This is a genomic window from Pelagerythrobacter marensis (assembly GCF_001028625.1).
GTDB lineage: Bacteria > Pseudomonadota > Alphaproteobacteria > Sphingomonadales > Sphingomonadaceae > Pelagerythrobacter > Pelagerythrobacter marensis.
Window position 1 is genome coordinate 2873353 of sequence record NZ_CP011805.1, and the last position, 11681, is coordinate 2885033.

The window sequence follows — 11681 nt, forward strand, 5'->3', positions numbered from 1 at the left end:
GCGTCAACCCTCGTCGGTTTCGTCGAGTACCCAGTTCGGGTCGGGCGAATCGACATTCCGGCTGAACGTCCAGACATCGCGGCTTTCGATCGCATCGTCGAGCGACCCGGCGACGACATTGCCGTCGCTGTCGCGCGTCACCGCGGCGATATCGGCGACGAAACGGACCGCGATACGGGCCCGGCGCCCTTCGACATCGGCGCTGTGGACCGTGGTATCCTCGATCCGGATAAGGCGGTTGTCGAGCGTTTCGCCCGCTTCCTCGCGCGCGGTGATCGCGGCGTCGAAACCTGCGTAGACATCGTCGTCGCACAGTTCCTTCAACGTATCGCGGTCGCCGTTCCAGAACGCTTCCAGGACCATCGCGTAAGCGCCCTTGGCACCTTCGAGGAAGCTGATCAGATCGAACGTGCGATCGGCTGCGGCGATTTCCTGCACGCCGCGTTCCACCGCGGGAACCACGCCGGCTGCGCGCGGCACCGGCATCGCCTGCCGGCGCATCGGCGCAGTGGCGGTTTCGGCATCCTGCTTGCCCTTGTCGAACCGGGTCGGAATCGGCTCCTCCTCATGCTCGGCACGGCGGCCGAGAACCGAATAGAGCCGCATGCCGAGGAAGGCCGCGATCATGGCGAGGATGACGATTTCGTAGATCACAAATTTCTGTCCGTTTGTCTTTCGGGCCGGCAAGGTGCCGCGCCGGTGCCAATCGTGCCCTAGATAGTGTTAAAATACAAATGAACAACGCGTGACACCGTGCCCATCCCGCGTCTGCCTGGTGCTGTGGCCCACAGGCGATGCGCGAGTTGCGGGCATCGACCGGGGGTGCTAGGCGCGCCCCCGAACCCGCCCTGGAGCGGGAACCAGGTTCATCTTTCGACGAAAGCGTATCCATCATGGCCGACGAAGGCGACGTGCTTACCGATCTCGACCTCGATCCCGCACCCAATGGCGCGGACAACCAGCCCGCTGCGGGGATCATCACCCAGTATGTGAAGGACATGTCGGTCGAAGTGCCGAATGCGCCGGCGTCGTTCCAGTGGAAGGATGCGCCGCAGGTCGACGTGCAGTTCAATATCGCCGCCCGCCAGATCGATGGCGAGGTTCACGAAGTCGAACTGAAGATCAACGCCACCGCCAAGGCCGAACAGGGCAATGCCTTCCTGGTCGAAGTCGCCTATTGCGGCCTCGTCGGGATGCGCAACCTGCCCGAAGATCAGGCGCACGCCTTCCTTTATGCAGAAGCACCGCGCCTGCTTTTCCCGTTCGCACGCCGCATCCTGGCCGATGCCAGCCGCGATGCGGGGCAGCAGCCGTTGGTAATCGATCCGATCGATTTCAACGGTCTCTATCTCCAGCGCCTCCAGGCCAAGCAGGCGGAGGAAGCAGCGGCAGCCGGCCCGCCTGCCGGCGAAGCCTGAGCGAGCCGCGACGGCCGATGTCCGGGATGCCCCCGGCATGAGCCTGCTTAAAAACGTCGGGACGATCGGCGGGCTGACGATGGTCAGCCGGCTGTTCGGCTTCGTGCGCGACATGCTGCTCGCGCGCGTGCTCGGCGCGGGTGGGGTGGGCGATGCCTGGCAGCTCGCCTTCCAGCTTCCCAATATCTTCCGCCGCCTGTTTGCCGAAGGCGCCTTCGCCAGCGCTTTCGTGCCGCTGTTCAACCGGCGAATGGCCGGGACCGACGATCTTTCCGAAGCGCGCCGGTTTGCCGAAGACGTACTGGCGTTTCTGATTCCGGTGCTGATCGTGTTCGGCGGCCTGGCACTGATTGCGATGCCGTGGATCGCCGGCCTGTTCGCGAACGAGGGGATCGAAAACGATCCCGAGCTGTTCGACCTCGCCGTGCTGATGGCGCGGATCGCCTTCCCCTATCTCGCCTTCATGAGCCTGGCGACGCTGTTCGCCGCGATCCTCAATTCGCTGTCGCGCTTTGCCGCCGCGGCCGCCGCGCCGATCCTGCTCAACATCTGTCTGATCGCCGCGCTGGTGACGGGCATGACCCTGGGCGACGGGGTGGAAGCGCGCCGCGCGACGGGCGAGCTGCTGGCGATCGCGGTCACCGTTTCGGGGCTGCTGCAGCTCGTGTGGCTCTGGTTCTGGGCCCGGCGATCCGGCTTCCGCATGAACTTGCGCCGTCCGCGCGTGACGAAGGGGGTGAAGGAACTGGGCATTCTGATCCTGCCCGCCGTGTTCGGCGCCGGCGTGTACCAGATCAGCCGCTTTATCGACCTGTTCTTCCTCGCGACCCTGCCTGACGGTGCCTACACCTTCCTCGCCATGGGCGACCGGCTGAACCAGCTTCCGCTGGGGATCATCGGGATCGCGCTGGGCACTGCGATCCTGCCGGCGCTGTCGCGCCATATCGCCAGCGACGATCACGACGCGGCCCGGCGGCTGCAATCGAACGCGATCGAACTGGCCATGCTGCTGACCGTGCCCGCCGCCGTGGCGCTGTTCGTCACCGGCAGCGCGTTCACCCGCGCGTTCTACACCGGCGGGGCCTTCACCCTGTCCGATGCGATGGCGACCGGGGCGGTCACATCGGCGCTGGTCGTTGGCCTGCCCGCCTATGTCCTGATCAAGGTGCTGGTGCCCAATTACTTCGCGCGCAAGGATACGCGCACGCCGGTCTTCACTGCGCTTGCCGCGCTGATGCTCAATGTCGCGCTCAATTTCCTGCTCGTGCCGCGTCTGGGCGTGGTCGGACTGGCGCTGGCCGGTTCGGTCGGGGCCTGGGCCAATGTCGCGTTGCTTTACCTGCTGCTGGCGCGGGGCGACCGGTTTCGCCTGACCCTGCGCGTGGCCGGGCGGATCGCGCGGATCGTGCTGGCGGCTGCCCTGATGGGCGCGGCGCTGTGGTACGCCATGCCTTATGGGGCGGCCTATTACGCCGGCAACGCGCTGGAACGGATCGCGGCCATCGCGGTGCTGGTGGCGGTCGGGGGCGTGATCTACTTCGTTCTGGCGATCGTTCTGGGCGTGCTCGACCGGGCGACGCTGAACCGTCTGATGCGCCGCGAGGGTTGACATCGCGCGGCCGGGGCCGGAAGCGCCGGTTCCGTTCAACCGTGGGCACAGCCCCCTAGCGACAGGATCGTCATGCGCATCGTTTCCGGCATCCAGCCTACCGGCAATCTCCACCTGGGCAATTACCTGGGGGCGATCCGCAACTGGGTGCGTATGCAGGACGAGCTGGAAGAGGGGGCGGAATGCCTGTTCTTCCTGGCCGACCTGCATGCGATTTCGATGCCGCACGAACCCGCCGCGCTGCACCGCGCGACGCTGGAAATGGTCGCCGCGCTGGTCGCCTGCGGGATCGATCCCGACCGTTCGATCCTGTTCAACCAGGCTCAGGTCCCCGCCCATGCGGAACTGCAATGGCTGCTGAACGGCACCGCGCGGATGGGCTGGCTCAACCGGATGACGCAGTTCAAGGACAAGAGCGGGAAGAACCGCGAGGGCGCCAGCGCCGCGCTGTTTACCTATCCCGTGCTCCAGGCCGCCGACGTGCTGCTGTACCAGACGACGCACGTGCCCGTGGGCGAGGACCAGAAACAGCATCTGGAGCTGGCGCGCGACATCGCGCAGAAATTCAACAACGATTTCGCCAGCGAGGAAGCGCCGGTCTTCACCCTGCCCGATCCGATCACTCCGCCCGAAGCGGCGCGAATCATGAGCCTGCGCGAAGGCAGCAAGAAAATGAGCAAGTCCGATCCGTCGGACATGGCGCGCATCAACCTGACCGACGACAGCGAAACGATCGTGAAGAAGATCAAGAAGGCCAAGACGGACCCGGAGCCGCTGCCGTCCGATTCCAACGGTCTGGTCGGTCGGCCGGAGGCGCTGAACCTGGTGTCGATATATGGCGCGCTTTCGGGCGAGACGGTCGATGCAGTGCTGGCGCGTTTCGGCGGGCAGGGCTTCGGCGTGTTCAAGCCCGCGCTGGCGGACCTGATGGTCGAATCGATCGCGCCCATCACCGCGCGGTTTCGCGATCTGCTGGAAGACCGCGAAGCGCTCGATGCGATTCTGGCGAAAGGCGCGGCGCGCGCGCGGGAACGGGCCGTGCCCACGCTGGATGCAGCCTACAGGGCGCTGGGGCTGGTCCGCGGCTGAGGCCTGGGCCAGCCATGATGTGCGCTAGCCAAGTGGTTGTTTAACGGGTGGTTCATGCAGCATGGGCATTCAATTCCTGTTCAGCCCGCCTGCTTTATGACACACCCTATCGATGACAGCGTGCACCGGTGTGAGGGACGGCCGCGCTATGCGTATCTGTTTCCAAAGGGGAAAACACCATGACCACCGACAAGAAGAACTGGGGTCGCGCGATAAAACTGGCCGCTGTTCCGCTGCTCCTGGCCGGGCTGGCCGCTTGTGCCACGCCTTTCAAGGCCGACGTTTCGCGGTTCCAGTCGCAGCTTCCCGCGCCGCAGGGCCAGACTTTCGCGGTCGTGGCCGACGATCCGGCGCTGGCCGGCGGTCTCGAATTCGCCCGCTATGCCGACTTCGTGGAAGCGGAGATGGCGCAACTCGGCTATACCCAGGCTTCGCCCGAGAATGCGACGCTGCTGGTCCGGTTCGACTATGGCGTCGATAACGGGCGCGAGCGGGTGCATTCCACGCCCACTTACCGCGATCCGTTCTACGACCCGTGGTACGGTTTTTCGCGCCGGCCAATCTATTACCGGACACCGCGCGGCTATCGCGTGGCCTATATGCCGAGCCGTTCGTGGGGCTACGGCTTCTACGATCCGTGGTTCGGCGGGCGCGATGTGCGCAGCTACACCGTCTATACCAGCGGGATCGATCTGAAGATCGACCGCACTGCGGATGGCGAGCGTCTGTTCGAAGGCAAGGCGGAAGCGCTCTCGACCTCCAACCGCCTGCAGTATCTCGTGCCCAACCTGGTCGATGCCATGTTCACCGATTTTCCCGGCAATTCGGGCGAGACGGTCCGCATTTCGATCAAGCCGGAAGGCGAGAAGACGGTGCGCGCGATCGACTGATCGCTGCCGCGCCGGACAAATCACCAAAGGGGCGGGCCTGCGCGAGCGGGTCCGCCCTTTCTACTTGGCCCCCGGCCTCAGCCCAGCGCGGCGTGGCCGCCGGTGGAACCGAAACCGCCGGCCCCGCGGGCGGTCTGGTCCAGATCCTTCACTTCGTCCCACGACGCGCGGGTCACCGGCGCGAGCACGATCTGCGCCACGCGGTCGCCGCGCGTTATCGCAAAGGGTTCGTTGCCGTGGTTGATCAGAATGACCTTCAGTTCGCCGCGGTAATCCGAATCGATCGTGCCCGGGGCGTTGGGGACTGAAATCCCGTGTTTGAGCGCAAGGCCGGAACGGGGGCGGACCTGGACTTCGTAACCGGGCGGAATGGCGAGGGCGAGGCCGGTCGCGACTGCGTGCCGCGCGCCGGGTGCCAGCGTCAGGTCCTCCGCCGCGACGACATCCATCCCGGCGGCCCCGTCCGTGGCATAGCGCGGCAGTTCCAGCCCCTCGCCGTGGGGCAGGCGCTTGATTCGTACGGGAACAGTATCGCTCATTCGCTGTCGTCCGGCTCCAGGTGCTGCGCGACCCGCGCCATCAGGGCACGGGCCAGTTCGGTTTTCGGCATTCGGTCGAGCGTTTCGACGCCCGCGGCGGTGACGATATGCGCCAGGTTGTGGTCGCCGCCCATCACGCTGTCCTGCCGCTCGCCCGAAACGTCGTTCGCGACGATCCAGTCGGCGTCCTTGCGTTCGCGCTTCGCCTTCGCGTTGTCGACGACATTCTCGGTCTCGGCGGCAAAGCCGATCAGCAGGCCGGGCCGCGCCTCGCCCGCCGCCAGCCCGGCCAGAATGTCGGGGTTTTCCGCCAGCACCAGTTCGGGCAGGCCGGATCGGGCCTTCTTCATCTTCTGCCCCGCGACATCGCGCGTGCGCCAGTCGGCAACGGCGGCGACCATGATCGCGACGTCGGCGGGCAGCGCGCCATCGACCGCCTCGGCCATTTCGCGTGCCGATTCCACGTCGATCCGGTCCACCCCGTGCGGGGTTTCCAGCGCGACCGGGCCGGCCACCAGCGTCACCCGTGCGCCCGCCTCTGCCGCAGCGGCGGCAATGGCGAAGCCCTGCTTCCCGCTCGAGCGGTTGGCGATATAGCGGACCGGGTCGATCGGTTCGTGCGTCGGCCCGGCGGTCACCAGCACGTGGCGGCCATAGAGCGGGCGATGATCGGGCGCGGTATCGAAATCGGGCTGCCCCGATAGCGGGTGCGAAGCCCGGTCGGCACCCAGGCGCGCAGTGACGGCGGCCCAGATCGCTTCCGGTTCGGGCAGGCGGCCGGGGCCGTACTCGCCGCAGGCCATCGGCCCTTCGTCGGGTTCGAGCACCTCCACCCCGCTTCCGCGCAGCCACGCCACGTTGCGCTGCGTCGCCGCATGCTGCCACATCCGCACATTCATCGCGGGCACGGCCATCACCGGCTTGTCCGTCGCGAGGATCAGCGTGGTGGCAAGATCGTCTGCCAGCCCGGCGGCCATCTTCGCCAGCAGGTCTGCGCTCGCCGGGCAGACGACGACCAGATCGGCCTCGCGGCTGAGCTGGATATGGCCCATCTCGGCTTCGTTCCTGAGATCCCACAGCGTGGTATAGACCGGGTTTTCCGACAGCGCGGCGAGCGTCATCGGGGTCACGAACTGTTGCCCGCCTTCGGTCACGACGCAGGTGACCGAGGCGCCGCCCTTGCGGATCAGGCGAACCAGTTCGCAGGCCTTGTAGGCGGCAATGCCCCCGCCGACGACGAGCAATATGCGCGGTGCCTGGGCTGTGCTGTCACCGGTCATCGCAGATCGTCCTTCTGTTCACCGCGCGAACCTAGCCGCGCTACAGGCCGCGTGCCACCCCCGGCGGCGCGGGCGTGACGAATTGTCTGGTGGTTTATCCGCGCGAAGCTGTAAACATCCCGGCAAGCGGTATGGAGGAGGGGATATGCGGATCTTGCTGACGGCGCTCATTTTCGTGGGCGGATTGTTCTATCTGGTCACCGGCCTGGGCTTTCTGGTCGATCCGGTCAATTCGGGCACGACCTTCGGCCTCAAGGCCGCCGGGCCGGATGGCCTTTCGACGATGCGGGCGGACATGACCGCGTTCTTCGTGATCGGGGCGGTATGTATGCTGTTCGGCGCGTGGCGGCGGAACGGCGACGTTCTGCTGGTGCCGGCGGGGCTGTTCGGCATTGCCCTGCTGGGCCGGATCGTCAGCGTCGCGGCTGATGGGACGGAACCGGGATTCTGGCTACCGATGGCGGTGGAAGCGGTCACGGTGATCGTGCTGCTGGTGGCAAGCCGTGTGTTGCCGCATCCGGCGACCTGAACGGCCTTCAGGCGAAGATATCGGTGTCGATCGCGTTCATCGCGGCGATCTTGCTGCCGACCATCCGATGGCACAGCAGCGCGCCCAGCAGGCCCAGGGCTGCCGCGAACGCGATGGTGATGACAAACGCTGCCACATCTTCGTAGATCGACAGGCCGAACAGGGCCCCGACAATAGCGCCCACCGCAGTGCCCGCTGCGGCCCATGCTTTCGGCCGGGCCCACCGCGGATCGCCGGCGGCCAGGCGAACCATCGGGGTTCCTGCGATCAGCGCCGCCGGCGTGGCGATGATCAGCCCGAATGCCATGCCCATGACCAGAACGACCATCAGAAACCCGCCGCCCGATCCGTCTCCTGTGGCGAGAGTTATGACGACCAGAACAAGCCCGCCGACGATGCCCAGCGCCGGGCCGGTCAGCAGTGCGGGGCCCAGCATTGCCCGGAAGGCCTGTCCCCACCCCATCGCGCTCAGCCGATCCAGCCCAGCGCCATTGCGCCCCAGGTCGCACCGCCGCCGATCAGCGCGGCGAGCAGGTAGCCGGGCCAGCCGCGCCGCTTGCGCTCGCGCCGTTGCCACATCAGCTCGATCGGCGGCAGCGGGGGCGGTTCGGGCGCGCCGCCACGTGCGGGGTAGCGGTCCTCTATCCGCCGCACGAGGTCGGGAATGCGCAGCAGGGTCGCGGTGTCTTCGCGAATCCGGTCGGCCAGCGCTGCCTCCGGCCCCAGCTCGTCGCGAATCCAGTTCCGCACGAAAGGCGCCGAAACGTCCCACATGTTGATTTCGGGATCGAGCTGGGTCGCGATCCCTTCGACCATGACCATCGTTTTCTGCAGCAGCAGCAGGTGCGGCTGCGTCTGCATGTCGAAATCGCGGGTGATCGCGAACAGTCCGTCGAGCATCTGGCCCACGCTCAGCTCGCTCACCGGCTTGCCGCGCATCGGTTCCCCCACGGCGCGCAGCGCGGTCGCGAACTCGTCCACCGAATGGTAGCTTGGCACATACTGCGCTTCGAAATGGATTTCGGCCACGCGGCGATAATTGCCGGTGGTCAGGCCATAGAGAATTTCCGCCAGCCACTGGCGCGCGCGCCGGTCGATCCGGCCCATGATGCCGAAATCGATCGCGACGATCGTGCCATCGGCCTGAACGAACAGGTTCCCCTGATGCATGTCGGCGTGGAAGAAGCCCGCGCTGATCGCCTGGCGCAGGAAGGCGAGCACCAGCCGCCGGGCGAGATCGGGCAGATCGTGGCCCGCCGCGATCAGCGCCTCGCGGTCGGAGATCTTGATCCCGTCGATCCATTCGACGGTCATCACCCGGCCATTGGTCCGATCCCAGTCGACCGACGGGATGCAGTACCGTTCGACGCCGTGCATCGTTTCGGCCAGCTCGCTTGCCGAAGCTGCCTCGCGCCGCAAGTCCAGCTCGCGATTGGTCCAGCGTTTGAAATTGGCGATCGTCAGGCGCGGGCGCAGGCGCGTGGCTTCGCCGCCCAGCGCCTCAAGATGCGCGGCGGCCCATTCGTATGTCTGGATGTCGCGCGCGAAGCGTTCGCGAATGCCCGGCCGCAGCACCTTGATCGCGACCTGGCGCCCATCGGTGGTTACCGCGCGGTGGACCTGGGCGATCGACGCCGCACCCACCGGCACCGGATCGATCTGCGCAAACAGCATGTCGACCGGCTGGCCGAAGCTCGCCGAAATCGCCTGTTCGATCTGCGGATAGGGCACCGGCGGCAGGCTGTCCTGCAGCGCGAGAAGGTTGTGTGCGGCATCCTCGCCCACCAGGTCGGGCCGGGTGGCCAGCGACTGGCCCAGCTTGATCGCGGCGGGCCCGATCGCGCGGAAAGCCCCGGCATAGTCGGGCTGACGCGGCTGGAACGTGCCGAACCGCGCCACCCGCGCCAGCCGCTTGACCGGGCCGGGGGTATTGGGATCGTTCTCGATCCCGCGCAGCGCGCCGTGCCGCGCGAGCGTGCGGCCCCATTTCAGCAGGCGGAAGATATGGGTGGCAGGCTTGGTCATGCGCGGGCGCGAGCCCCTGCGAAGGCAGGGGCCTCAGGCCGCCTGGTCGTCAGGTGCAGGCTGAGATCCCCGCCTTCGCGGGGAATCGGTGTGTAAAAGCGCATCACACCTTCCACCCCGAATGGATCGCGACCAATCCGCCCATGATCGGCTCCACCCGCGTCTGCGCGAAACCCGCGTCGCGGATCATGCCTTCGAATTCCGGCATCGGGGGGAAGCGGCGGATCGATTCGATCAGATAGCGATAGCTGTCCGCATCACCGGCGATGGCCTTGCCGATCTGGGGGACGAGGTGGTGCGAATAGAGATCGTACGCTTCCTTGAACCCCGGCCATTCGGTGGTCGAAAATTCCAGGCAATAGAAACGACCGCCGTACTTCAGCACGCGGTGCGCCTCCGCCAGCGCCCTGTCGATCCGGGTGACGTTACGAATGCCGAAGGCGATCGTATAGGCATCGAACATGGCGCGCGGATAGCCAAGCTCCTCCGCATTCTGGCACGACCAGGCAAGGCCGGTCAGGCCGCGTTCGATCGCCCGTTCGATCCCGACGTCGAGCATGTCCTGATTGATATCGGCCACCGTCACTTCGGCGCCGCGTTCGGCCATGCGGAAGGCGATGTCGCCGGTGCCGCCGGCCATATCGAGGATCGCCTCGCCCGGTTGCGGCTTCACCCGGCGGACGAAGCGGTCCTTCCACAGGCGGTGCATCCCGCCCGACATGGCATCGTTCATCACGTCGTACTTCGTCGCCACGCTGGAAAAGACCGCGCCCACGCGGGCGGCCTTTTCCTCGGGGGGTACGTCTTCGTAACCGAAGGAAACCCGCTCGCCATCCAGTTCGCTCATGGCTGCGGCCTTAGGGGGAATTGCCGCCCGGGCAAAGGGTGTTAGAGGGGGCGGACATGCCCGAACTGCCCGAAGTCGAAACCACCGTGCGCGGCCTTGCCCGCTACCTCGAAGGGGAACGGATCGTGCGCGTGGCGGTCAACCGGCCCGACATGCGCCGCCCGTTCCCGCCGGAACTGGTCCAGATGCTGACGGGCGCGCGGGTGACCGGCCTCGCCCGCCGGGCGAAATTCGGCCTGATCCACACCGACCGCGACCGGACGCTGGTGTTCCATCTGGGGATGAGCGGGCGCTGGCGGATCGATCCTGAGGGGGCGGACAAGCACGATCATCTGGTGCTCGAAACCGCCGATCATCGCTTCGCACTCAACGATGCGCGCCGGTTCGGCTGGGTCGATCTGGTCGCCACCGATGCTCTCGACAGTGTTCCCACCTTTGCCGCGATGGGCCCGGAGCCGCTCGGCCCGGGTCTCAGTGCAGGGCATCTGCTGCGCGCGCTGGCTGGCCGCAAGCAGGCGATCAAGCTCCTGCTGCTGGATCAGCGAATCGTGGCCGGGCTGGGCAATATCTATGTCTGCGAGGCGCTGTTTCGCGCGCGGATCGATCCGCGCAAGGCGGGGGGCAGGGTTTCGCGCGCCGCGCTGGACCGGCTCGTACCCGCAATTCGCGAAGTGCTGGAACAATCGATTGCCGATGGCGGCTCCACCTTGCGCGATTATGCCCGGCCCGATGGCGAGCTAGGCTATTTCGCAACCCGGTTCGACGTCTATGGGCGCGAGGGGGAATCGTGCCGGCGTTGCGAGGGCGGGACCGTGCGCCGCGTGGCCCAGGGCGGACGCAGCACATGGTTCTGTCCGCGATGCCAGCGCTGATGCGCGTGCTTGACGATTCGGACCACCGCCGCTAAGGCGCGCGCTTTCCGGCGGGCGAACCGCCGCTTTGCCGCAAGATTATTCGAAAGATTCCGGCTTCCGTATCGAAGCCCGAGACAAGGACGAACATGGCCAACACGCCGCAAGCCAAAAAGCGCATCCGCCGCAACGAACGTCGCGCAGAAATCAACGGTGCGCGCATGAGCCGCATCCGCAACTTCGTAAAGAAGGCCGAGACCGCGATCGAAGGTGGTGACAAGACCGCCGCTGCCGAAGCGCTCCGCGCGGCGCAGCCCGAACTGGCGCGCGGCGTGGCCCGCGGGGTGATCCACAAGAACACCGCCGCGCGCAAGCTGTCGCGTTTGTCCAAGCGGGTCGCAGCGCTCTGATTCGCACGCTCCATTGCGGAGCGTGACAGTTTTGAAACGACATGGGGGCCGGCGTGTAAAAGCGCCGGCCCCCTTTCGTTACAAATTGAAGACACCGGATTGCCTGCAAACCCGCAGAAGCCCGCGATTCGCGAGGTGATTTTCGGGTTTATGCCGAAGATTCATCGACTTGTACGGGGGGCTGCGGCCTAGCG

General features: G+C 66.4%; 13 protein-coding genes. 7 read left to right on the forward strand and 6 right to left on the reverse strand.

Annotated features, from left to right (window positions below; genetic code table 11):
- Window positions 1-3: 3 nt before the first annotated feature.
- Window positions 4-654: a Tim44/TimA family putative adaptor protein gene (locus AM2010_RS13540; protein ID WP_047807518.1), complete on the reverse strand. Its 651-nt coding sequence runs from the start codon at window positions 652-654 to the stop codon at window positions 4-6.
- Between the two features lie 239 nt (window positions 655-893).
- Between AM2010_RS13540 and secB the strand changes: the two genes are divergently transcribed.
- The 4 genes from secB to AM2010_RS13560 all read left to right on the forward strand — a co-directional run bounded on the left by secB (window position 894) and on the right by AM2010_RS13560 (window position 5006).
- Complete coding sequence (secB, locus tag AM2010_RS13545; RefSeq protein WP_047807519.1) at window positions 894-1418, forward strand: protein-export chaperone SecB; 525 nt, start codon at window positions 894-896, stop codon at window positions 1416-1418.
- 37 nt (window positions 1419-1455) lie between these two features.
- A complete protein-coding gene (gene murJ, locus AM2010_RS13550; protein WP_047807520.1) occupies window positions 1456-3027 on the forward strand; it encodes a murein biosynthesis integral membrane protein MurJ in 1572 nt (523 codons plus the stop codon).
- 72 nt (window positions 3028-3099) lie between these two features.
- Window positions 3100-4116: a tryptophan--tRNA ligase gene (trpS, locus tag AM2010_RS13555; protein ID WP_047807521.1), complete on the forward strand. Its 1017-nt coding sequence runs from the start codon at window positions 3100-3102 to the stop codon at window positions 4114-4116.
- Window positions 4117-4295: 179 nt separating this feature from the next.
- A complete protein-coding gene (locus AM2010_RS13560; RefSeq protein ID WP_047807522.1) occupies window positions 4296-5006 on the forward strand; it encodes a DUF4136 domain-containing protein in 711 nt (236 codons plus the stop codon).
- Between the two features lie 77 nt (window positions 5007-5083).
- On the opposite strand, the gene dut is transcribed toward AM2010_RS13560, so the two are convergent.
- Entirely contained in the window at window positions 5084-5545 is a 462-nt protein-coding gene (dut, locus tag AM2010_RS13565; RefSeq protein WP_047807523.1) for a dUTP diphosphatase, read from the reverse strand.
- Window positions 5542-6825, reverse strand: a complete 1284-nt coding sequence (gene coaBC, locus AM2010_RS13570) for a bifunctional phosphopantothenoylcysteine decarboxylase/phosphopantothenate--cysteine ligase CoaBC (protein WP_047807524.1) — start codon at window positions 6823-6825, stop codon at window positions 5542-5544. Before coaBC ends, dut begins: the two co-directional genes overlap by 4 nt.
- A 145-nt stretch (window positions 6826-6970) precedes the next feature.
- Here coaBC and AM2010_RS13575 point away from each other — a divergent pair, with 145 nt between their 5' ends.
- Window positions 6971-7354: a DUF4345 family protein gene (locus tag AM2010_RS13575; protein WP_047807525.1), complete on the forward strand. Its 384-nt coding sequence runs from the start codon at window positions 6971-6973 to the stop codon at window positions 7352-7354.
- 7 nt (window positions 7355-7361) lie between these two features.
- Here the strand turns inward: AM2010_RS13575 and AM2010_RS13580 are convergent, their stop codons facing one another.
- The 3 genes from AM2010_RS13580 to AM2010_RS13590 form a co-directional block, all read right to left on the reverse strand.
- Window positions 7362-7790: a hypothetical protein gene (locus tag AM2010_RS13580; protein WP_150115298.1), complete on the reverse strand. Its 429-nt coding sequence runs from the start codon at window positions 7788-7790 to the stop codon at window positions 7362-7364.
- A 32-nt stretch (window positions 7791-7822) separates the two neighbouring features.
- Entirely contained in the window at window positions 7823-9379 is a 1557-nt protein-coding gene (gene ubiB, locus AM2010_RS13585; RefSeq protein WP_047807527.1) for a 2-polyprenylphenol 6-hydroxylase, read from the reverse strand.
- Window positions 9380-9482: 103 nt separating this feature from the next.
- Window positions 9483-10226, reverse strand: coding sequence for a class I SAM-dependent methyltransferase (locus tag AM2010_RS13590; RefSeq protein WP_047807528.1), 744 nt, complete (start codon window positions 10224-10226; stop codon window positions 9483-9485).
- Between the two features lie 56 nt (window positions 10227-10282).
- Between AM2010_RS13590 and mutM the strand changes: the two genes are divergently transcribed.
- Both mutM and rpsT read left to right on the forward strand, forming a co-directional pair.
- Window positions 10283-11098, forward strand: a complete 816-nt coding sequence (gene mutM / locus AM2010_RS13595; protein ID WP_047807529.1) for a bifunctional DNA-formamidopyrimidine glycosylase/DNA-(apurinic or apyrimidinic site) lyase — start codon at window positions 10283-10285, stop codon at window positions 11096-11098.
- Window positions 11099-11226: 128 nt separating this feature from the next.
- Window positions 11227-11487: a 30S ribosomal protein S20 gene (gene rpsT, locus AM2010_RS13600; RefSeq protein WP_047807530.1), complete on the forward strand. Its 261-nt coding sequence runs from the start codon at window positions 11227-11229 to the stop codon at window positions 11485-11487.
- The last annotated feature ends 194 nt before the right edge of the window (window positions 11488-11681 follow it).